Genomic DNA, 22420 nt, shown 5'->3' on the forward strand with positions numbered 1-22420 from the left:
TCAATGCTCCGCTTGAAGTGAATGTATTCATTGGCCGCCGTCAAGTGCAAGCAATTGTGATTGTTTGACCACGGAATGATACGGATGCTGCCGCGTCAAGCTCACATGAACAGCTAATTGGCGGGCAATTGGTGAGAGAATTCCGGGCGCCCGAGGCGGTGCCACGCTCGCGCCCGCGGCGGGCGGTGTCAGCCGGGGTCAGGGTGGCGGGGGCGGTGGTTGGGGGGATTCCCCGATTGGTTTCGGCCCGTCGGGGTGCTGGACTGGGGGCATGAGCAACCAGAGCGACTACGACCGGCGGGTCAAGGACATCCTCGACCGGGTCGCCAAGGGGCACCTCTCGACCGAGGAGGCCACCACCCTGATCGCGGCCCTCAAGCCGACCGCGGCCGCGGAGGCCGCCGGCACTGCTGCTGACACGGCCACTGACGGGCCGGGCGCGCAGGAGCCGGTTGCCGACGAGGCCGGCGGACGGTCCGAGGGCAAGCCGCCGTGGCCGTGGCCGTCGGGCGACGACGTCCCGTCCACGACCGTCTGGGCGGACGTTGTCGACTCACCCACCACTGAGCCCACCGTCGAGCCGACCACTGAACCCGCAGTCGAGCCGACCGCTGAGCCTGTTGCTGAGCCCGTTGCTGAGCCGGCTGCTGGCGAGGCGTCGGTGGTGCAGGACAGTGTGGTCGACGACGTGGTCGACGATGCGGAGCCGGTCGAGGAGGAGCACAGCAACGTGCCGATTCCGTCCGGGGTGCAGCGGGTGACCGTGCGCGCGATCGGGCGGCGGGTCCGGCTGATCGGGGAGCCGGCCGTGAACGGTGTCGCGGTCGACGGCCCGCACGTGATCAAGCGTGACGGCGACACCCTCGCGATCAGCAGTGAGGGCGACATGGGCGTCTCGATCGACGGCTTCAGCATGCTACGCAATCCCACCGACCTGAAGGCCCACGTCAACGGCCTCGCCAAGGAGCTGTCGATCCGCGTCAACCCGAACCTCCAGGTCGAGGTCGAGGTCACCGGCGGCAGTGTGAACGCCGAGCGGCTGCCCGGCCTGACCCGGGTCCGCGTCACCGCCGGTACGGCGAAGGTCGCCGACGTCGACGGCCCGATCGACGTACTCGTCCAGGCCGGTTCCGCCAGCCTCGACGCCCAGATCACCAAGGGCCGCTCCCGCGTCCGTGTCGAGTCCGGTACGGCGCAGGTCTCGCTCCGCCGCGGCTCCGACGTCCACGTTCACACCGAGTCCCAGCTCGGCCGCGTCACCTGGAGCGGCGCCGTCTCGGGCCAGTCCAAGGACGTGGAAATCGGCCGCGGCCGCGCCGCCCTCGACGTAGAGGTCCTCGTCGGCACCGCCCAGATCACCTCCGACTGACCGCTCGCCCGCGCACCTGGAGGGTTACCCACTGAAAATCCCGGTGGGCAACCCTCCAACTCGGTGGGCAGGCCTCCGGCTCGGTGGGGAACCCTCCAGGTCAGTGGGCAACCTCCTCTGCGGGGATCGTGCGCAGGGTGCGGATGGGGGAGAGGTAGAGGAAGGCGTTTCCGGCGAGGGCGCCCAGGCCTGCTATCCACAAGGTGGTGTGCAGGCCGAACGCCGTACCCAGTGCGCCGCCCAAGAGGCTGCCGACCGGGGCGGCGCCCCAGCTGACGAAGCTCATGGTTGCGCTCATCCGGCCCTGCAGGTCCGGCGGGCAGAGGCGTTGCTGGGTGCTGACCTGCAGGATGTAGCTGACGATGATGCAGAACCCGGCCAGCAGCGTGCCGACGACGAACCAGCTCACCATCCAGCCCGGTGCGGTCAGCGCCTGCACGGTGAACGCGACGCCGATACCCGTCGACGACAGCAATAGCGTGCGCGCATCGCCGTACCGGGCGCTGAGCTTCTCGGTGACGGCGGAGGCGACGATCGCGCCGAGGAGACCGATCATGCCGAGTACGCCGATGGTGGCCGGCTGCAGATGGACGCCGCGCACCAGGTAGACGACCATGATCGCGCCGGCCGCGGCCTGGAAGAGCATGGTCGTCATCGTGTTGAGCGCAAGCGGCCGGAGCAGTGGATGCCGGAAGACGTAGCGCATGCCCTCGCCGATCTCGCGGCGCAGATTGGGCAGCTCTGGACGCACCGGCTCCGCCTCGGGCGTCCGGATCGAGCGGAGCCAGAGCGCTGACCACAGGAAGCTGAGTGCGTCCAGGCCGATCGTCAGCGCCGCGCCGAGCCATTGGACGAGCAGTCCGCTCGCGCCGGCGCCGATGACCGCGGCGATCGAGTGGTTCGCGGCCAGTTTGGCGTTGCCCGGCAGAAGACGGTCCCGCTCGAGGAGCCTCGGCAGGTACGACGTGTGCGCGACATCGAACAGGACCGTGAGGATCCCGGCCGGTACGAGAACGACGTACACCTGCGTCAGGGTGAGTACGTCGAACCACCAGGCGATCGGGATCGACGCGAAGAGCAGCGCCCGGAGCAGGTCGGCGTACACGAGGACCGGGCGGCAGCGGATCCGGTCGGCCCAGGCCCCTGCGAACAGGCCGAGGACCAGCCAGGCGGCGGTCTCGCAGGTCCGGAGCAGCGACACCTGGAGCGTCGACGCGTTGAGCGTGAGTACGGCGAGCAGCGGGATCGCGCCCATGCTCAGGCGCGACCCGAGCTGACTGAGCAGGTCGGCAGCCCACAGCCGACGGAAATCAGGGTGACGGAGGATGCCCATTCCGCGACCGTAAACCCCAAGTTGAGTCGTGTCGACTCAACTATCAAGAAAGTTGAGTCCCCCAGACTCAATGCTGGCGTTGAACAGTCTGCGGTGGGTGTGAACAGAGAATTGCCTGTTCACACCCACCGCCACGCAGGACAAGCCCCGCCGTACGGCGCTCCGAACTACCCCGGGCCGCAACGGAAAGCGCCCCGGTGGCTGTCCACCGGGGCGCTTCGGAAGCTTGGTGGGTCAGCCGGTGAAGGGTTCCGCGGCGACGATCTCGACGGTCACGTCCTTGCCGTTCGGGGCCACGTACTTGGCCTTGTCGCCCTTCTTCTTGCCGAGGATCGCGGCGCCCAGCGGAGACTGCGGTGAGTAGACGTCGATGTCGACCGACGCGTCCAGGGCGAGCAGTTCGCGGGAGCCGAGCAGGAACGTCTCGACGTCGTCGTCACCGGCGAACTTGATGGACACCTTCATGCCGGGCTCGATCTTGCCGCCGGCCTTCGGGGTCTCGCCGACCCGGGCCCGGCGGAGCATGTCCTCCAACTGCCGGATCCGCGCCTCGATCTTGCCCTGCTCGTCCTTGGCGGCGTGGTAGCCGCCGTTCTCCTTGAGATCGCCCTCGTCCCTGGCCTCGCTGATCCGCTGCGTGATCTCGGCACGGGCAGGGCCCTTCAGGTGCTCGAGCTCGGACTTCAGCTGGTCGTAACCGTCCTGCGTCAGCCAGACAACGCTGTCCTCGTCGATCTTCTGCGTCACGGGCTGCTCCTTGTGTCGGTGGGATGGGCAGGAAAATACTGCTGGCCGCCGTCGTCGACGGCGACCAATCAAATGAGCGTAGCAAGAGACCGCCGATCACGCAGGGGCTATCGACGGTCACAAGCGCTTGGAAAACGTTTGCTACACGGCTTTTCGTCCGCTTTGAGCAGATTCCCGGCAATCGGTTGCCGCCAAGTCCTCGATTGACCGCTGACCTGGACTTTCCTACGCTCCCGGAGACCGATGGGGGCTTTGGGGGGATGTGGTGGACGTGACAACGGACGGCGAGCGCGCGACCCGCGGCCGGCGCATGCGGCTGTGGATCGCGGGCGCCGTCGTACTCGCGATCGCAGCGGCTGCCGCGACCTGGGCCGTCGCTGGTCGAGGGGATCCACCCAGTCCATCAGCGGCCACTCCCACGCAGACATCGGCCGGACCGTCAGTCGAGGAGCGGATGCTGGCCGGTGCCGGCGCCATCCTGAAGACTCGAGCGTCGGCCGTGCTGTCCGGGCACCTGTCGCAGTACCTTCAGTACGTCGACCCCGCGAACCGGAAGCTCCGGCAACGCGACCAGCAGGTGTTCGCCAACCTGCGCAAGCTCGGCCTCTCCCGGCTGAGCTATCAGGTAGATGCCAACTGGGCTCCGGAAGTGCAAACGCAGCACGGACCGAGTGCACGCGCGGTCCGCGTTCTGATGCTGGTGCAGATCGCAGGCATCGACTCGACTCCACGCGCCACCGCGCTCGGCTACACGTTTGCCGAGCGTGACGGTCACTGGCTGCTGGTCGACGACGACGATCTCGCGGCCGAGGCGGATCTCAAGGCGTACCGCGAACCCTGGGACCTTGGCGCGATCGAGGTGGCTCGCCGCCCCGGCGTACTCGTCATCGTCCCGGCGGGCGAACGACGCAACGGTGAACGACTGGCGCGAGAGTCGCAGTCGGCGATCCCGATGGTGCGCTCCATCACCCGGCGTGCCCAGGCAGGGATCGCGGTGATCGCGATGGCCGACAGCCGCTCGATGGATCCCGAGTGGCGAACCGGCGGGCATCCGGCGGCCGCTGTCGCCGCGCAGAACTACGCTCCTGCGAATCCGGAGGCGAGCGAGTTCAAGGTCACCGGGAGCCGGGTGGTGATCAACCCCGACCAGCGCACGCAAGCCGGACGGCTGCTGCTCGCGCACGAATTCACTCATGCGGCGATGGAGCCGCTGGGCGGTCGTGCGCCGATCTGGTTGGTCGAAGGATTCGCCAGGTACGTCGAGAACCGGCTCGCCGCGCAGAGCGGGTACCAGCGGGAGCTCGCCGACGAGCGCCGTGAGTTGCTGCGCGAGAAGATCCCGGCGCTGGTGGTGCTCCCGATCGACGGCGTCTTCCACGGCGACTACGACGAGGACAGCTACGGCGTCAGCTGGATCATCGTCGAGTACCTGGTGACGACGTACGGTCAGGCGGCCGTGAACTCGCTGTACGCCGATCTCGCACGCGGACCGGATGCCCCCGGCGTTCGGGAGCAGGTACTGCGCAAGCACCTGAAGGTGAGCGAGACGGCTCTGGTTGCGGCGCTCAAGAAGTACGACGGCCCGGCCTAGCGCGGGCGGTGCTGGTCTGCCGTCGTACAGCCGACGAGCACGACCGAGGTTGCTGACCGTTGCGTTGTCAGGGTTACCGGGAGGACCTGGTGACGTGGTGTGTCCGCCTGGACGGTGACCGTCACCTCGCCGACGATCGAGAAGTCCGCGGACTTCGCCTGCAGGCGGCAGTTCGCCTCCACCGACTTGCTGCGGTCCACCTTCAGCGTCGCCTTCGCGCTCGTCGGCGAGACGATCTCGAATCCCTGCAGTTGCGAGGTCACCGGCGGGTTCGACTGCACCCAGGCCACCCAGATCAGCCAGGTCAGTCCGGCCAGGGCGACCACTCCTACCGCGCCGATGAGCAGCGGCCGCCGGGACCGCCCGCCGCGGCCGTAGCGGGCATTCAGGTCGGAGGTCGGAGCGGCGCCAGAAGACGCGGCAGAAGACTCGGTCACAAGGGTGTCCAGGGGGTCGGTCGTGGGTTTTCGCGGGCGTTGGAGGACCATTGTGTCTTGTGAGTGGAGATCTTCGGTTGCTGCATGTGCACGCCCACCCGGACGACGAGTCGAGCAAGGGCGCCGCGTCGACCGCCCGGTACGTCGCTGAAGGCGTGGAAGTGATGGTCGCCACCTGTACCGGTGGGGAACGCGGATCGATCCTGAATCCGAAGATGGACCGCCCGGAGGTGCTGGCGAACATCACCGAGATCCGCCGCAAGGAGATGGACGCGGCACGCGAGATCCTCGGGATCCGGCAGGAGTGGCTGGGCTGGGTGGACTCCGGTTTTCCGGAGGGTGATCCGCTGCCGCCGCTCCCGGAGGGCTGCTTCGCGGCGCAGAAGGTCGAGGACGCCGCCGCCCCGCTGGTGAAGCTGATCCGCGAGTTCCGCCCGCAGGTCGTCACGACGTACGACGAGAACGGCGGTTACCCGCACCCGGATCACGTCATGTGCCACACGATCACGGTCGCCGCGTTCGAGGCGGCGGGGGACAAGGACGCCTACCCGGAGCTCGGCGAGCCGTGGCAGCCGCTCAAGCTGTACTACCACCACACGTTCCACTACGAGCGGATGAAGGCGCTGCACGACGGGATGCTCGCGCGCGGCCTGGAGTCGCCGTACGCCGAGCGCCTGCAGGACTGGAAGCCCGACCCGGAGAACGAGCGCCGCATCACCACCCGGGTCGAGTGCGCGCAGTACTTCGAGGTGCGGGACAGGGCGCTGCTCGCGCACGCCACGCAGATCGACCCGGACGGCGCCTGGTTCGCCGTACCGCTGGAGGTGCATCAGGCGGTCTGGCCGACCGAGGACTACGAGCTGGCGCGGAGTCTGGTCGAGTCCGAGCTGCCCGAGAACGATCTGTTCGCGGGGCTGCGCTGACGGGGGCTGCGGACAATGAGAGAATGGTGGCGTGACAGCGATGATCTCCCTTCAGACGGCCGAGATCGACCCCAACGTCGTGAGGCCGGGATGGGTCGCGCTGCTCATCGTGCTGGCACTCGGTGCCGCCACGGCGCTGCTGATGCGCAACATGGGCAAGCAGCTGAAGCGGATCGACGTGGACCACGCTGGTGCGGACGACCCAGCACGGTCCGCCGGCCCAGCGAGTCCGGCCGACTCGCAGTCCCCGGCTGGCGATGCGGAGCCGAAGACTTCGGACCCGAGCCAGACTCCGAGTGACAGCAACGAACACAACGAACACAAGGAACACTTAGAGCACTGACTCCATGTCAGTGCTGTAACTGATTCCCGGGAGCTCGGAAATACCCTGGTCACGAGATGGTGTCGGACTGGGCTGCCCACCTTCGGCTGACCCTATAGTGAGCCGCGTGCTGAATGGTGCCCACGAGCTCTCCCTCCGGTGACCGCGACCCGCGCGGCCAGGCACCGCATGCCCGGACGCCTGGTAGCGGGTGGGGTCGGTGCTGTCCTGATCGCCTCGGCGGCGCTGGTGGCGGCGCTCTACGCCGCCGACAGCGAGCCGCATGACGTCGGTGGGATCGGCGGGCCGGGCGCCTTCGTGTCCTGGCTGCTGCCGCTGTTGCGGTTGATCTCCACGCTGGCCACGGTCGGCTGTGCGGGTGCGCTGCTCGCGGCGGTCGTGCTGCTGCGGATCGAGGGCGGACCGCTCGGAGTGCAGGGCCGGCGGGCGGTTCGGGACGCGAGCAACTCGGCGATCATCTGGGCGGTGTGCGCGTTCGCGGGCGCGATCGTGACGGCGGCGCTCCTGCTCAACACCCCGGTGCTGCTGTTGCGGCTCCGGCTCGACGACGCACTCGGCGTACCCGAGGTGAAGGCGCTGCTGATCACCGGCATCCTCGTCCTCGCGCTGGCGATCGGTATCCGCCGGGTGCAGACGTCCTCGGCGGCAGGACTCGGCGTACTCGTTGCCATCGCCGCACTGGTCCCGACCGCGGTCACGGCGTACCCGAGGAACGAGGCGTACGTCGTACTCGCCGGAGCGGCCTTGGTGATCCACGTGATCGCGGCCACGACCTGGGTCGGCGGTCTCGCGGGCCTGGTCCGCTACGGGCGGGCGAGCCGGACCGGGCTGCCGATCGTGCTGGAACGATACGGCCAGGTCGCGTTCATCTCGGCGATCGCCGTCCTGATCAGCGGCCTGGTCAGCGCAGCGAGCCGACTGGCCGCGATGGGTGGCGGCTGGGGCTCGATCATCGACGCCGTCACCGAGGACGCGTACGGCGTCCTGCTGCTGGTGAAGGTGGCCGCCTTCCTGCTCCTCGTGATCCTCGCCGCAGTCCACCGCAGCCGCTCCGACACCGATCTACTCGACTCGAGCCGCCCGTTCTGGCGCGTCGTAGGCGTAGAACTCCTCGTCATGGCCCTGACCCTCGGCCTCTCCGTAGCCCTCTCCCAGACCGCCTAGGACCAGGGGGCTGTTCGCAGGTCGGTGGTGGTGCGGCGGTCGCGGGCCGGCGGGGGTGGTTCGGCGGGGCGGCCTACGGCGATCATCGAGACGATGTGCCAGCCGGCGCTGGGATTCAGGTCGGTGGTGAGGCTTTCGAGGTCGAAGGCGCGGAACTGGCGGCAGGCGAGGTCGATGGCGTGGGCCTGCAGGGTGAGGTGCGCGACCGACTGCCCGAGGTCGTAGTCCGCGAAGTCGGAGTAGGCCCAGTCGGTGTCCTCGACGTACCGGTGGGCCATCGTCACGATCAGCAGCGAGGCGCTCGGTGCCCAGCGGGCCGAGCTGCGGGCGAGGTGCCGGACGACGCGTTTGTGATCGGGCTCGTCGCGGCGGGCGACGAAGTACGCCCAGGGCTGCGAGTTGCCCGCGGACGGTGCCCAGCGGGCGGCGTCGAGGAGCAGTTCGACGTCCTCCTCCGTGACCGTCCAGCGGGGATCGAACAGCAGCGGGCTGAAGCGGCTGGCGAGCAGTGGATGGACGGGCATGTCCCCATTCAACTGCCGCCCGCGCGAGGTCATTCCGCGGGACGCATACGGTGGGGGCATGGCGAACGAGCTCGGACAGTCGACCAGTCCGTACCTGCGACAGCACGCGGGCAATCCGGTGGAGTGGCGGGAGTGGTCGGACCGGGCGTTCGCCGAGGCTCGGGAGCGGGACGTGCCGATCTTCCTGTCGGTGGGGTACTCCGCTTGTCACTGGTGTCATGTGATGGCGCACGAGTCGTTCGAGGACGCCGAGACGGCGGCGTACCTGGCTGAGCATTTCGTGAGCGTGAAGGTGGACCGGGAGGAGCGGCCGGACGTCGACGCCATCTACATGGCGGCGACAGTCGCGATGACCGGGCACGGCGGCTGGCCGATGTCGGTGTTCCTGACGCCGGCGGGGGAGCCGTTCTTCTGCGGGACGTACTTCCCGAAGGACGCCCGCGGCGGGATGGCGTCGTTCCGGCAGGTGCTGGAGGCAATCACCGACGCTTGGCAGAACCGGCGTGAGCAGCTTGACGGGATCGGCAAGAGGGTCGTCGAGCAGCTCGGCGCACAGCAACTCCCGGGCCAAGAGGCGTTCGACCTGGCGCAGGCGGTCCAGTTGCTCAAGGCCGATTTCGACCCGGTCGACGCCGGGTTCGGGCAGGCCCCGAAGTTCCCGCCGTCGATGGTGCTCGACTTCCTGCTCCGCCATCACCGCCGTACCGGCGACGACGACGCGCTCGCGATGGTCGCCCACACCTGCGACCGGATGGCCCGGGGCGGGATGTACGACCAGCTCGCCGGCGGCTTCGCGCGGTACTCCGTCGACGGCCAGTGGATCGTCCCGCACTTCGAGAAGATGCTGTACGACAACGCGCTGCTCCTCGACGTCTACACGCAGTGGTGGACGATCAGCGCCGACCCGCTCGCGAAGCGCATCGCCGAGGAAACCGCCGACTTCCTGCTCGCCGAGCTCCGGACGCCGGAAGGTGGGTTCGCCTCCGCCCTCGACGCCGACACCGACGGCGAGGAAGGCAAGTACTACGCGTGGACCCCGGAGCAACTCCGTGAAGCCGTCGGGGACGACGCCGACTGGGTCATCGACCTCTGCGACGTGACCGGAACTTTCGAGCACGGTACGTCGGTCCTCCAGCTTCGGCAGGACCCGGATGACCTGGACCGGTGGAGCCGGGTCCGCGAAACGCTCAAGCAGTCGCGGAGCAGTCGTACCTATCCGGGGCGCGACGACAAGGTGGTGGCCGCGTGGAACGGTCTGGCGATCACGGCACTGACCCGCGCCGGGATTGTGCTCGAGAAGCCGCAGTACGTCGAGGCAGCGGAGGCGGCCGCCCGCTTGGTCCGGGACGTGCATCTGGATGGCGCGCGGTTGTACCGGACGTCGCGGGACGGGGTGCGGGGAAGCGCGGACGGCGTACTCGAGGACTATGCGGCGGTTGCCCAAGGATGCTTGACGTTGCTGGGTGCAACCGGTGACGTCGAGTGGTACCAGGTTGCGGAGGCCTTGCTGGACAGGGTTCTGGAGCAGTTTGTTGCTGATGGCTCCTACTTCGACACGGCGGCGGATGCCGAGCAGCTGGTGTGGCGGCCGCAGGACGCGACGGACAACGCGACCCCGTCGGGGGTGAGCCTCGCCGCCGAGGCCTTCGCCACGCTCGCGAGCCTGACCGGATCAGACCGGTATGAGACCGCGGTCCAGCAGGCGCTGCAGGCCTCGTCCGCCATCGCCCACCGCGCGCCCCGCTTCGCCGGCCGCGCCCTCGCGGTCGCCGAAACCATCGCGGGCGGGCCCCTCGAGATCGCGATCGTCGCGGGGAACGCCACCTTGTCCCACGGTAATGGTGTGGGGGATTTGCTGCGAGTTGCTTTTACTGATGCGCCCTGGGGTACGCCGATTGCGTCCGGCGCGCCCGGTTCCGCCGTACCGCTGATGGCGGGACGGGACCTCGTCGGCGGGCTGCCCGCGGCCTACGTGTGTCAGAAATTCACCTGCCGGCTGCCTGTGACGTTGCCGGAACACCTTCGCCGGGAGTTGCGCCCCACGGACTGAGGCCGTGCCGGGTGCGGGTTTTCCCTGCGCTTTCGGCCAGATCCCTTGACGCACGGCGAGCGGACGGCAACAGTCGGTCCTCAGCCGGATGTAACAGAACTCGCATGCATCGACACGAAGTGTCACAAATGAGGCAGTGGCACTTCTGCGTCAGCATCCGGCGCGTCCCCAACTGAATTCGGTCGCTGCGCCCAAACAGCGACCACACCGTGAGGAGATGTTGTCTTGAAACGACTGACATCAGCAGGGGCGGTGGCCATCGTCGCGGCAGCGGGTCTTGCCGCTGGTATGACGGGGTTCACCGCTTCGAACGCGGGTGCCGCCGACCGGACGGCTCCGCTCCCGGCATCCGGCTTCAACCAGCCGGCCGCCGTCCAGGCCGAACAGGCGCTGACCGCGCAGACGGCCGCCGCTCTCGGTCTCGGCGCCGGAGAGCAGCTCAAGGTCCGCGACGTCGTCAAGGACCCGGACGGTACGGAGTACGTCCGCTACGACCGTACTTTCAACGGCCTCAAGGTCGTCGGAGGTGACCTGATCGTCAAGCGCAAGGGCGAAACGATCGGGCAGGTCACGTACAACCGGGGCGCCAAGGCGGTTGCCGTCGGCACCAAGCCGACCCTGTCCCAGGCGGCGGCGCTCACGAAGGGCGCCCAGGCGGCCAAGTTCAAGGCCACTGCCAACAAGGGTGAGCTGGTCGTCTTCGTGACGCCGGCCAAGCCTGTCCTTGCCTATGAGGTGGTGACCACCGGTGTGAAGCCCGACCAGACCCCGTCGGTGCTGCACTCGTTCGTCGACGCCAAGTCCGGTGCGGTGCTCGCACAGGACGACGAGATCAAGACCGGCACCGGCAACTCGATGTACTCCGGCACCGTCAGCATCGGTACGTCGGGCAGCTACACGATGAGCGACCCGAACCGCGGCGGCAACTACACCACGGACCTGAACGGCTCGACCTCCGGTAACGGCACGACGTTCACCGACGCCGACGACACCTGGGGGACCGGCGCCGCGTCGAACCGCCAGACCGCCGGTGTGGACGCGCACTACGGAGCCCAGCTGACCTGGGACTACTACAAGAACGCCCACGGCCGCAACGGCATCTTCAACAACGGCCAGGGCGCCCGCTCCCGCACGCACTACGGCAACGCCTACGTGAACGCGTTCTGGGACGGTACCCAGATGACGTACGGCGACGGCAGCAGCAACACGCACCCGCTGACGTCGATCGACGTGGCCGGTCACGAGATGAGCCACGGTGTCACCGAGGCGACCGCGAACCTGGACTACTCCGGTGACGCGGGCGGCCTGAACGAGGCCACCTCCGACATCTTCGGCACCATGGTCGAGTTCTCCGCGAACAACTCGAGCGACCCGGGTGACTACCTGATCGGCGAGAAGATCAACATCAACGGCAACGGCACGCCGCTGCGCTACATGGACAAGCCCTCGAAGGACGGCCGCAGCGTGGACTGCTGGTCGACCAGCACCGGCGGCCTGGACCCGCACTACTCGTCCGGCCCGCTGAACCACTGGTTCTACCTGGCGTCGGAGGGCACCGGGAGCAAGGTCATCGGCGGCGTGACGCACAGCAGCACCGCCTGCAACGGCGCCACCATCACCGGCGTCGGCCGCGACGTGGCCGCGAAGGTCTGGTACCGCACGCTGAGCACCAAGCTGAGCTCGGGCAGCACCTACAAGGACGCCCGTGAGGGTGCGATCAACTCCGCGAAGGAGCTGTACGGCGCGGACTCGGCGCAGTGCAAGGGCATCGAGGCCGCGTTCAGCGGCATCTCGGTCCCGGCCGGTGCGGCCGCCTGTGGCGGTGGCACCGACCCGCAGCCGCCGACCGGTGACAACCTGCTGAAGAACCCGGGCTTCGAGTCCGGTGCGGTCGACTGGACCGGCACGTCCGGCCCGATCACCAACAACGCCGACCGCCCGGCGCACAGCGGCACCTGGAAGCTGTGGCTGCAGGGCAACGGTCGCGCCACCACCGAGAACGTCGGCCAGTCGGTCGCGATCCCGGCCTCGGCGACCAGCGCCGCCCTGTCGTTCTGGATCCGGATCGACACCGCAGAGACGACTTCCTCGACGGCGTACGACACGGCGAAGGTGCAGATCGTCGACGGGTCGACCACGACCACGCTGGCGACGTACTCGAACCTGAACAAGAACACGTCGTACGTGCAGAAGACGCTCGACCTGACGCAGTACAAGGGAAAGACCGTCACGGTGAAGTTCGTCGGCCAGGAGGACTCCTCCCTGCAGACCAGCTTCGTCATCGACGACACCTCTCTGACCGCGAGCTGAGCTCACGGTGAATCGTCCGGGGCGTGCGTGGCCCTCCGCCCGGGCCCGCGCGCCCCGGATTCCTTTGCCTGAAGGAGATCCACCATGCGCAAGTCCCTCGTCCCAGGGCTCGGCGTAGTGCTCGCCGCGGGCGCATTGTTTGCTACTGGCAACAGTGCGGTCGCGGCCGATTCACCCGACATCTCAGTCACCAACACGAAGGCCCATCTGGACAAGTTGCAGTCCATTGCCACCAGCAACGGTGGTGACCGGTACACCGGCCGGGCCGGTTACAAGGCCTCGGCCGACTACGTGAAGGCCAAGCTGGACGCGGCCGGGTACACCACGACCCTGCAGTCGTTCAGCACCTCGGCGGGTACGTCGTACAACGTGATCGCGGAATGGCCGCACGGCGACGCGAACCACGTGGTGATGGCCGGCTCGCACCTGGACAGCGTCAGCGCCGGTCCGGGGATCAATGACAACGGCTCTGGTAGCGCCGGCGTACTCGAAACCGCCCTCGCCTACGCTGCCAGTGGTCAGACCCCCAAGAACCGTTTGCGGTTCGGATTCTGGGGTGCCGAGGAGCTCGGGCTGCTCGGCTCGAAGTACTACGTGAACAACCTGCCCGCCGCCGAGCGGGACAAGGTCGAGCTGTACCTGAACTTCGACATGATCGCGTCGCCGAACCCGGGGTACTTCGTGTACGACGACAACCCGGCCGGCAACGGCGCCCGTGACGACCTGGTGGCGTACTTCACCGGCAAGGGCGTGCAGACCGAGTTCATCGACGTCCAGGGCCGCTCGGACCACGCGGCGTTCCGTTCGTTGGGGATACCAACGGCGGGGACGTTCTCCGGCGCCGAGGACACCAAGACGTCCGCCCAGGCGACGAAGTGGGGAGGTACGGCGGGGAGCGCGTTCGACCCGTGCTACCACCGGTCCTGCGACACCATCAACAACCTGGACCTGACCTCACTCGACCGCCAGATCGATGCCATCGGCCACATGATCTGGACGTATGCGCAGAAGGACTACACCGGCGGCCCGCCCCCGACCGGCGGCAACCTGCTGCAAAATCCGGGCTTCGAGGCCGGCACGGCGAACTGGACCGGGAACACCGGCGTGATCACGAACAGCACCTCACGCCCGGCGCACACCGGCTCGTACAAGGCGTGGCTGCAGGGGAACGGCCGGAGCAGCACCGAGAACCTCGGGCAGTCGGTCGCGATTCCGTCCACGGCGACAGCGGCGTCGTTGTCGTTGTGGATCCGGATCGACACCGCGGAGACCACTGGCTCCACGGTGTACGACACGGTCAAGGTGCAGATCGTCGACGGGTCCGCCGCGACGACGCTGGCGACGTACTCGAACCTGAACAAGAGCACGTCGTACGTGCAGAAAACGCTGGAAGTCACGCAGTACAAGGGAAAGACGGTCACGGTGAAGTTCGTCGGCCAGGAGGATTCCTCCCTGCAGACCAGCTTCGTGATCGACGACGTTTCCCTGACCGCCGGCTAGGGCACACCTCCCGACCCCACGCCTACTGCGCGGCACTCGGCGGGCACCTCGCCGAGCGGGAGCGAAGGGAACGATGACACCACATCGACCCCTCCGCTCCCGCTCACCGAGGCACTCCGCCGAGCACCTGCTCGCTACGGCGTGGAATCGGGAGATGTGCCCTAGATCTGCTTGCAGAGCTTGCCCGGTGGGATGGCGGCCTCGGTGAGCAGTTGGGTCACCGGGGCCGCCAGCGGCTTCACCTTCGGGTCCTCGATGCGCGCCGTCCGGCCGTTCGCACTCACCGCGACGATCATGTCGTCGGGGTGCTTCGTGGCCGGCTTGGTCGCGGTCAGGCTCGCCCAGTCGACCTGCTGAGCGGCCGTGGTGATGGTCGTCAGCAGGCTCGGGTCGAGCTTGCACCGAATGGTTTCCTTGCCGCTTTTGCTCACGGTGGCGACGCCGTCGGTGCCGATCTGCACCTGGTCGTCGAAGCCCGCGAACCCGCCCGTCCTGGACACGGTGAGCGGCAGACCGGTGCCCACCGGCGTCGACTGCGTCACGGACGCCGTCGGCAGGGTCGGCGCACTGGTCGACGGTGTGCTCGGGCTTCCGGTGCCGGATTCGCTTCCGCATCCGGTCAGCACGAAGCTTGCGATGACGGTTGCCGCTGCGTATCTGCTCAGGTTCCTCACGCATCATGGATACCCGCAGGGGTGCCGTTCGTTGCAGCTGTGACACGACTGAAATGTGATCGCGTCAAACGACAGGGGAGACCAGGTCGACCAGCGCACGGGTCAGCCGGACCCGCTGCTCGAACAGCTCCAGCGGAGCGTCATGCGTGCCGAACATCTCCAGCGGCAGTGCGGTGAACGCGGCCCGGATCAGCAGCGAGCCCAGGTACCCGTAGAGGACCTCCTCCTCGGTCACCTGCAGGCCGTCCGCTTTGAGCCCCTCCTGGAACCCTCTCAGGATCACCCTGTGTACTGCGGGCAACGCCTCCGGCGAGAGCTCCCCTGCGTGGGCTAGGCCGATTAGCAACTGCCCCAGGTCGAACCCGACCGCCTGCGGGCAGTCGAAACCCCAGTCGATCGCCACGAACTCGTTCGGGCTGTCATGCGGCACCAGCAGGTTCTGCGGGCTCGCGTCCCCGTGTTGGTAGCACTGCGGCAACGCCTCGAGCGCATCGAGTACGGCGGGGACGCGCTCGCCCAGTGCGAGCAGGTCGTCCCGTAGCGCGTGGTCGCCGAGGTGGCAGACCGCTGCGCTCAGCAGCGGGTGACGCCAGGTCTCCGGGGTGGTCAGCGCCGGGAGCGCGGCCTTCATCACGCGACCCTCGGCGTAGTACCGCAGCGCCGTACCGGGTGTGCTGGAGACGACCCGGTCGAGCAGGGGCTCCACGAGATGGGGTTGCCGGCGAGCGGACAACCGGCCGAGCAGGTACGCCGCCCGCTCGAAGCGGTCGATCGGCCACGGACCCCATTCCTGGACGACGTTCTCCATCCACAGGGTCGCGCGATCGTCGTCGTACACGTCGATGCGGTAGGCGTGCGCCAGTCGCAGGCCCGGCGGCATCAGGTCGCCGACGCCGCTGCGGTGAACGGCGATCTCCAACTGCCAGGGCATGTAGTCGATGAAGCTCTGCCGGTACTCCACGGGCACGAACTCGATGATCGGCGAGTGCCGGACGGACTGGAGTTTCTTCACGAAGCACGACCAGTCGGCGCCGTCGAGCGTCGTACCGAAGACGCGGTGCAGCGACTCGGTGCTCGGCGTACCGATCGGGTAGTCGACAGGTTCGACCCGGACCGCGCCCGCGACGGCCGCCGGATCCCCGGTGATCGTCCGCACGAGCGCGGTCAGGTCCTCCTCCCCCAACGCGTCCCGGCCCAACGGTTCCAGTCCGGTGATCATGTTCCCCCCACGGAAGTAAAGTCACCTTACTGATGTGATAGTAAAGTTGCTTTATGACTTCCGTCAACGACGATCGCCGGGTCGGGACCGATCACATCGCCGCACTACTCGGGTCGGCGCTGGAACGGATCCGGTCGGAGATCCTGGCCACGTCCGAGGAGCAGTACCCCGGACTCCGCGTCTCGCACTACCGCCTGCTCGAACTGATCCCGCCCGACGGCGCCCGCATCACCGACCTGGCGGAGGTCGCTGCAATGACGAAACAGGGCCTCGGGCAGCACGTCGACTACCTGCAGAAACTCGGCTACACCGAGTCCGCCCGCCTCCCCACCGACCGCCGGGTCCGCCTGGTCCGCCGTACCCGGCTGGGCGACCAGGCAGTCGCCTTCAGCCGAGCCGCCATAGCCCGAGTAGAACAGTCCTGGTCCACCCAACTAGGCCCCACCCGCTACACCCACCTCCGCCAAACCCTCCAAGAACTAGGCAACCCCTCGTAGCCACCCCGAAACCTACTGGCCTGGATCGGACTGGGGATAGGCAATGGGGTGTGGGAATAGGCAATTGCCTGTCCCCAGTCACCGCCGCGTGTCCCCGGTGCGCGAAACGACATGAGGCGTTCCCGCACTCGCCAAGCGTGCGGTGATGGGGGATGCGGAGCGGTCACGTCTTTGGTGCGGCTGCTTGTTGGCCGGCCTCGCGGGCGTGCGCGGGGTGTGAGGACGCGCAGTGGTGCTGGCGGGGCGGATGTGTGCTCGGCGCCTGGGGGCTCCGCCGGATGTATGCCGCGTCGGGCGAGCGCGCACGTCGCTCGGGCTGTTTGCGGAACAAATGTTGCAGTAGCTGGCAAAAATGTTCCGGGCTACTGGACTGGGGACAGGCGGTGAGGTGTGGGGACAGGCAATTGCCTGTTCCCGGTCCCCATTGGGTGTGCGCGGTGCGCGAATGGCATGAGGGGTTCACGCATTCGGCGAGCGTGTGGTGGGGGATGCAGAGCGGTCACGCCTTCGGCGCGGCTGCTTATGGCCGGCTTCGCCGGGCGCGCGGGGTGTGGGGACGCGTGGGGGTGCTTGGCGGGGGGATGTGCGCTCGGCGCCGGGGGGCTCCGGCGGGTGGATGCCGCGTCGGACGGGTGCGCACGTCGGCCGGGCTGTTTGCGGAAGAAATGTTGCAGTAGCTGGCAAAAATGTTCCGAGCTACTGGACTGGGGACAGGCGGTGGGGTGTGGGGACAGGCAATTGCCTGTCCCCGGTCCCCGTCGGGTGTGCGCAGTGTGCGAATGGCATGAGGCGTTCACGCACTCGGTGTGCGTGTGGTGGGGATGCAGCGCGGTCACGCCTTCGGCGCGGCTGCTTGTTGGCCGGCTTCGCCGGCGTGCGCCGGGGTGTGGGGACGCGCGGGGGTGCTTGGCGGGGGCGGATGTGCGCTCGGCGCCGGGGGCTCCGGCGGATGGATGCCGCGTCGGACGGGTGCGCACGTCGGCCGGGCTGTTTTGCGGAAGAAATGTTGCAGTAGGTGACGGAAATGTTCCGCAGTACCGGCCGGGCTGGGGACGGGCGATGGGGGTGGCGACAGGTGATCCATGTTCACTGGCCCAGCCGGGTGAGGGGTGTTAGCCGGCGCGGTACGTTGCGATGCTTACGGCGATGTAGTGGCAGATGAAGGCGGCGACGGTGAAGGCGTGGAAGATTTCGTGGAAGCCGAACCAGCGGGGGGACGGGTTCGGGCGCTTGGTGCCGTAGACGACGGCGCCGATCGAGTACAGGCCGCCGCCGACGGCGATCAGGGTGACGACTGCCGCGCCGCCGGCGTGGTAGATGTCGCCCATCCAGAAGATCGCGACCCAGCCCAGCGCCAGGTAGAGCGGGGTGTAGATCCAGCGCGGCGCGCTGAGCCAGAAGATCCGGAACAGGATGCCGAGCACCGCGCCGCCCCAGGCGAGGCCGAGCATCAGCAGCCGGTCGTTGCCGTGCAGCAGCACCATGCCGAGCGGCGTGTAGGTGCCGGCGATCAGCAGGAAGATGTTGCTGTGGTCGAGCCGGCGCAGGATCGCCTCGCCCTTCGGGCCCCAGTAGAACCGGTGGTACAGCGCGGAGATGCCGAACAGCAGCATCGAAGCGACGGTGTAGACCGCGGCCGCCCAGCGCGCGTTCGCATGCGGTGCCAGGCAGATCAGTACGATGCCGGCGGCGGTGGCGAACGGGAACGTTCCGGCGTGCAACCATCCGCGGAGCTTGGGCTTCAGCGGCCCGAGTCGCCCGGAGAGCCGGTGACCGGCTTCCTGGGGTTGTGCGCTGGAAACGGTCATCGCCGTCCTCTCAGGGGGTGTCCGGGCGGTTCCTACCTACGCAACCGTAACCTACGCAACCGTAGGTTCAATGGTTCAGAAGGATGAATGTAGGCGAAGTCACCCGGGGGATGCAGCACGCCCACGGTTTACGATGCACGAACGTCGCTGAAAGTTCGACCTTTCCGGCAGGTTTCTGTGAGCCGCTCCAGGGCCTCTCGTGCCGGGCGTTTCTGGGCTAGCCTCGTGACCGAGAGTCTTCGAGGAGAGCACCCTGCCCATGCGGACACCTGGCAAGCAGAAGCTGCGCGACGCGGTCTACGGCCTGTACGAGCGGCGGCTGGCCCGATCGCTGTCGCCGGACCGGATCCCGCGGCACATCGGGGTAATCATCGACGGCAACCGGCGCTGGGCCCGCCAGGTCGGCGACCCGGTGTCGCGCGGTCACGAGGCCGGGGCGGACAAGATCTCCGAGTTCCTGAACTGGTGCGACGGCGTCGGCGTCAAGGTGGTCACGGTGTGGATGCTGTCCACCGACAACCTGACCCGTCCGGCCGACGAGCTGGAGCCGCTGCTGCGGATCATCGAGCAGACGGTCGAGGAGCTGACCGCGATCGGCCGCTACCGGATCCACCCGGTCGGCGCGCTCGACCTGCTGCCCGGCACCACCGCCGAGGCGCTGAAGGCGGCGGAGACGGCAACCCATGACGTCGACGGGATGCTGGTCAATGTCGCGGTCGGGTACGGCGGACGTCGCGAGCTCGCCGACGCGGTCCGCTCGCTGCTCCTCGAGGAGGCCGCGAAGGGCATCTCGATCGAGGAGCTGGCCGACCGCGTGGACGTCGAGCACATCGCACGGCACCTCTACACCAAGGGCCAGCCCGACCCCGATCTGGTCATCCGGACGTCGGGTGAGCAACGTCTGGGCGGCTTCCTGCTCTGGCAGAGCGCGCTGAGCGAGTTCTACTTCTGCGAGGCGCTCTGGCCGGACTTCCGTCACGTCGACTTCCTCCGCGCCATCCGAAGCTACGCCCAGCGCGAGCGCCGCTTCGGGACGTGATCTGCACGGCCGGCGGGGCTCCCCGGCCGCAGCGTGTGCAGGTGGTACGGCGCCTGAGGTAGTACGCGTACGTCGCCACGCCCAGCGCCGTACCCCACAGGATCCAGAGGATGCCGGGGCCGTTGGCTGCCCACATGTCGCCGCCGAGTGGGGCTTGGGTGTTCATCAGGCCCGCTGGGATCAGTACGACGGCGACGATCGAGGCCGGGATGATCGCGAGCAGCGGTGGGACGCGCCGGCCTGCCTTGAACCAGATCCAGCGCGGGTAGACCTCGCCCCACCGGTGCACCAGGCCGTGCGTTAGCACGCCTCCGCCAAGGCCCATCACGGCCAGACCGAGGCCCATCTCGAGCATTCCGGGTGTATCGGCCATCATCTGGTGGAACTCGTCGGTGATGCCGACCGGCCAGCCGAGGTACCACGCGATCCGGGTGAACTCGTATGGCAGGTTCACCACCACCGCGACCGCGACCGCCCACTTGCCCCAGCGGAGTGCAGCCTCCGGTCGCATCCAGGCCGGATCGTGGGCGCCCCGGCCGCAGGAGACGCAGGCGTTGCGGCTGCGCCGGTGGTAGGCGAGCGCCGTCCCCGCCCAGAGGATGCCGCCGACGAACAGGATGATCAGGTTCACGCGATGCCAGTACAGGATGTCGCCGACGCCGTCCTGCGGCCCCGGTACGCCGGTGAACGCGAACACGATCAGCGCCGGGGCCATCGCGACCACCGCGATCAGCGTGTAGTCGGGGACGACGAGCGCGAGACCGACCGCGAGTACGGCGGCGATCGCCTGAAGGATCGACCCGCGCGGCCGCATCCGGGTCATGACGAGCGCGAGTACGGCGCCGCCGAGCCCGATCGCCGCCATCACGGGACCGACCACGTGCACCGGCGTACCTTCGAGGATCGATGACGAGGCCTGATCGTCGGCGACCCGCGCGAACGGGTATCCGGAGCCGCCGAGGGTCCAGTAGAGCCCCAGTACGCCGTACACGAGGGACCAGAGCGCGGTGGCGTACCCGGTCCACGTCGGCCAGTTCTTCGTCATGCACCGAGCCTCGCCCGGCTACCCGCCGTACCGGATCACCCGGCGGAGTGACCCGGCTCCCTCGGCTGGGGGGAACGCGTAACACCGTGTTAACCCCGTGGCCGGGCGTGTCGGGCTGCGCCGTTTGCAGGAGGCTTCTACCCTGACATTGACGGTCGGAGGGGAAGCCGGCTGTCACGGGAGGCCCGATCAGTTTGAGAATCTCGTTCCAGCCGGTTGCCCCATGAGGGGCCGAACGGAGTACCCGAGACCTAGGGTCTCGAGCTCACTGATCGCCGTTGCCGCTCGCGCGGCGGCGCGGACGGGGCCAACACCGGGCCCCGAGGGCGGCACCCGACCCATCACCTAACCACTGGCGGGCCGGGGCGAGGGTGTACGTCACGGCCTAGAAGAGGACGTGCGACATGGCCATCCACGCCAAGGCGTCAAGTACCTCATCCACACCGGACCAGCGCACCTTCGTGCTGGACACCTCGGTGCTTCTCTCGGACCCGCACGCGATGCTGCGGTTCGACGAGCACGAGGTGGTCGTCCCGGTGGTCGTCGTCACCGAATTGGAGGCCAAACGGCATCACCCGGAACTCGGCTATTTCGCGCGGACGGCGCTCCGCCTGCTCGACGAGCTCCGGATACTGCACGGACGACTGGACGCGCCCCTGCCAGTGGGGGAGAAGGGTGGAACTCTTCGGGTCGAACTGAACCACACGGACCCGGAGACCTTGCCGGCCGGTTTCCGGCTCGGCGACAACGACAGCCGGATCCTGGCCGTGGCCTGCAACTTCATGGCCGAGGGCAAGGACGTCACGCTGGTCTCGAAGGACCTGCCGATGCGGGTCAAGGCATCGGCGTGCGGTCTGATCGCCGAGGAGTACCGTGCCGAGCTGACGCTGGAGTCCGGTTGGACCGGTATGGCGGAGCTCGAGGTCGAGACGCACGTCGTCGACGACCTGTACGAGAACGGCTCGGTCGAACTGACGGAGGCCGGTGAGTTCCCGACCCACACCGGGCTGGTGATGTTGTCCGACCGGGGCAGCGCGCTCGGCCGGGTGATGCCGGACAAGCGGATCCGGCTGGTGCGGGGCGACCGGGAGGCGTTCGGGATCCGCGGTCGTTCCGCCGAGCAGCGGGTCGCGCTCGATCTGCTGCTGGATCCTGACGTCGGGATCATCTCGCTCGGCGGCCGGGCCGGTACGGGTAAGTCCGCGCTCGCGCTGTGCGCCGGCCTCGAATCGGTGATGGAACGCCGTCAGCACAAGAAGGTGGTCGTTTTCCGGCCTTTGTTCGCGGTCGGCGGCCAGGAGCTCGGGTACCTGCCGGGTAGCGAGTCGGAGAAGATGCAGCCGTGGGCCCAGGCCGTGTACGACACGCTCGGCGCGCTGACCAGCGGTGACGTGATCGACGAGGTCATCGACCGGGGCATGCTCGAGGTCCTGCCGCTGACCCACATCCGCGGGCGGTCGCTGCACGACGCGTTCGTGATCGTCGACGAGGCGCAGTCGCTGGAGCGGAACGTGCTGCTCACGGTGCTGTCCCGGGTCGGCGCCAACTCGCGGGTGGTGCTCACCCATGACGTGGCGCAGCGGGACAACCTGCGGGTCGGCCGGCACGACGGTGTGGTCGCGGTGGTCGAGCAGTTGAAGGGGCACCCGCTGTTCGCGCACGTCACGCTGACCCGCTCGGAGCGGTCGCCGATCGCGGCGCTGGTCACCGAGATGCTCGATGACCTGCAGTTGTAAGGAGCGTTCGTACAGTTAGGTAATAAACGTCTGTAAAGCAGAGGTAAGAACAGTGCGGTCGCCACGCGGCGGCCGCACTGTTCGTTCGTGACCTGCTTGTGATCACGGACG

Annotated in this window: 18 protein-coding genes; 11 read left to right on the forward strand and 7 right to left on the reverse strand. The window is 68.1% G+C overall.

The features are described from left to right. Positions 1–271 precede the first annotated feature (271 nt). Positions 272–1369: a hypothetical protein gene (locus EV651_RS06605; RefSeq protein ID WP_133783045.1), complete on the forward strand. Its 1098-nt coding sequence runs from the start codon at positions 272–274 to the stop codon at positions 1367–1369. 100 nt (positions 1370–1469) lie between these two features. On the opposite strand, the gene EV651_RS06610 is transcribed toward EV651_RS06605, so the two are convergent. Further along, the gene (locus tag EV651_RS06610; RefSeq protein WP_133783047.1) at positions 1470–2702 is read right to left on the reverse strand and encodes an MFS transporter; all 1233 of its coding nucleotides are present in this window, start codon (positions 2700–2702) and stop codon (positions 1470–1472) included. Between the two features lie 234 nt (positions 2703–2936). Further along, complete coding sequence (gene greA / locus EV651_RS06615) at positions 2937–3449, reverse strand: transcription elongation factor GreA (protein WP_133783049.1); 513 nt, start codon at positions 3447–3449, stop codon at positions 2937–2939. 271 nt (positions 3450–3720) lie between these two features. On the opposite strand from greA, the gene EV651_RS06620 reads away from it, so the two are divergent. Next, complete coding sequence (locus EV651_RS06620) at positions 3721–5040, forward strand: hypothetical protein (protein ID WP_238156698.1); 1320 nt, start codon at positions 3721–3723, stop codon at positions 5038–5040. On the opposite strand, the gene EV651_RS06625 is transcribed toward EV651_RS06620, so the two are convergent. Next, positions 5037–5477 (reverse strand): DUF4307 domain-containing protein, encoded by a 441-nt coding sequence (locus tag EV651_RS06625; RefSeq protein WP_238156699.1) that lies wholly within the window; start codon positions 5475–5477, stop codon positions 5037–5039. The genes EV651_RS06620 and EV651_RS06625 overlap by 4 nt on opposite strands. A 59-nt stretch (positions 5478–5536) precedes the next feature. Between EV651_RS06625 and mca the strand changes: the two genes are divergently transcribed. The 3 genes from mca (at position 5537) to EV651_RS06640 (ending at position 7907) form a co-directional block, all read left to right on the forward strand. Further along, on the forward strand, positions 5537–6400 hold the full coding sequence (gene mca / locus EV651_RS06630) for a mycothiol conjugate amidase Mca (RefSeq protein ID WP_133783053.1): 864 nt from the start codon (positions 5537–5539) through the stop codon (positions 6398–6400). Between the two features lie 31 nt (positions 6401–6431). Further along, the gene (locus EV651_RS06635; protein WP_133783055.1) at positions 6432–6743 is read left to right on the forward strand and encodes a hypothetical protein; all 312 of its coding nucleotides are present in this window, start codon (positions 6432–6434) and stop codon (positions 6741–6743) included. Between the two features lie 138 nt (positions 6744–6881). Then, positions 6882–7907: a copper resistance D family protein gene (locus EV651_RS06640; protein WP_133783057.1), complete on the forward strand. Its 1026-nt coding sequence runs from the start codon at positions 6882–6884 to the stop codon at positions 7905–7907. On the opposite strand, the gene EV651_RS06645 is transcribed toward EV651_RS06640, so the two are convergent. Next, positions 7904–8431 carry a nitroreductase family protein gene (locus EV651_RS06645; protein WP_133783059.1) on the reverse strand — a complete coding sequence of 176 codons (528 nt, stop codon included), beginning with the start codon at positions 8429–8431 and terminating at the stop codon, positions 7904–7906. The genes EV651_RS06640 and EV651_RS06645 overlap by 4 nt on opposite strands. 58 nt (positions 8432–8489) lie before the next feature. On the opposite strand from EV651_RS06645, the gene EV651_RS06650 reads away from it, so the two are divergent. From EV651_RS06650 to EV651_RS06660, 3 genes are all read left to right on the forward strand, one after another. Further along, complete coding sequence (locus EV651_RS06650; protein WP_133783061.1) at positions 8490–10481, forward strand: thioredoxin domain-containing protein; 1992 nt, start codon at positions 8490–8492, stop codon at positions 10479–10481. A gap of 252 nt (positions 10482–10733) precedes the next feature. Beyond that, complete coding sequence (locus EV651_RS06655; RefSeq protein WP_238156700.1) at positions 10734–12791, forward strand: M4 family metallopeptidase; 2058 nt, start codon at positions 10734–10736, stop codon at positions 12789–12791. Between the two features lie 84 nt (positions 12792–12875). Beyond that, positions 12876–14291: a M28 family metallopeptidase gene (locus EV651_RS06660; RefSeq protein WP_133783063.1), complete on the forward strand. Its 1416-nt coding sequence runs from the start codon at positions 12876–12878 to the stop codon at positions 14289–14291. 161 nt (positions 14292–14452) lie between these two features. Here EV651_RS06660 and EV651_RS06665 read toward each other — a convergent pair whose 3' ends face one another. Both EV651_RS06665 and EV651_RS06670 read right to left on the reverse strand, forming a co-directional pair. Next, the gene (locus tag EV651_RS06665; RefSeq protein WP_238156701.1) at positions 14453–14965 is read right to left on the reverse strand and encodes a hypothetical protein; all 513 of its coding nucleotides are present in this window, start codon (positions 14963–14965) and stop codon (positions 14453–14455) included. A gap of 64 nt (positions 14966–15029) precedes the next feature. Beyond that, positions 15030–16184 (reverse strand): phosphotransferase, encoded by a 1155-nt coding sequence (locus EV651_RS06670; RefSeq protein ID WP_133783065.1) that lies wholly within the window; start codon positions 16182–16184, stop codon positions 15030–15032. Positions 16185–16237: 53 nt separating this feature from the next. On the opposite strand from EV651_RS06670, the gene EV651_RS06675 reads away from it, so the two are divergent. Further along, complete coding sequence (locus EV651_RS06675; protein WP_133783066.1) at positions 16238–16681, forward strand: helix-turn-helix domain-containing protein; 444 nt, start codon at positions 16238–16240, stop codon at positions 16679–16681. A gap of 1112 nt (positions 16682–17793) precedes the next feature. Here EV651_RS06675 and EV651_RS06680 read toward each other — a convergent pair. Further along, positions 17794–18489, reverse strand: coding sequence for a hemolysin III family protein (locus EV651_RS06680; RefSeq protein ID WP_133783068.1), 696 nt, complete (start codon positions 18487–18489; stop codon positions 17794–17796). A gap of 259 nt (positions 18490–18748) precedes the next feature. Here EV651_RS06680 and EV651_RS06685 point away from each other — a divergent pair, with 259 nt between their 5' ends. Together EV651_RS06685 and EV651_RS06695 are read left to right on the forward strand one after the other, a co-directional pair. Then, the gene (locus EV651_RS06685) at positions 18749–19528 is read left to right on the forward strand and encodes an isoprenyl transferase (RefSeq protein WP_133783069.1); all 780 of its coding nucleotides are present in this window, start codon (positions 18749–18751) and stop codon (positions 19526–19528) included. 1449 nt (positions 19529–20977) lie between these two features. Next, positions 20978–22309, forward strand: a complete 1332-nt coding sequence (locus tag EV651_RS06695) for a PhoH family protein (protein ID WP_133783073.1) — start codon at positions 20978–20980, stop codon at positions 22307–22309. Positions 22310–22420 lie beyond the last annotated feature (111 nt).

The sequence above is a fragment of the Kribbella sp. VKM Ac-2571 genome (genome assembly GCF_004362255.1).
Classification (GTDB): Bacteria; Actinomycetota; Actinomycetes; order Propionibacteriales; family Kribbellaceae; genus Kribbella; species Kribbella pratensis.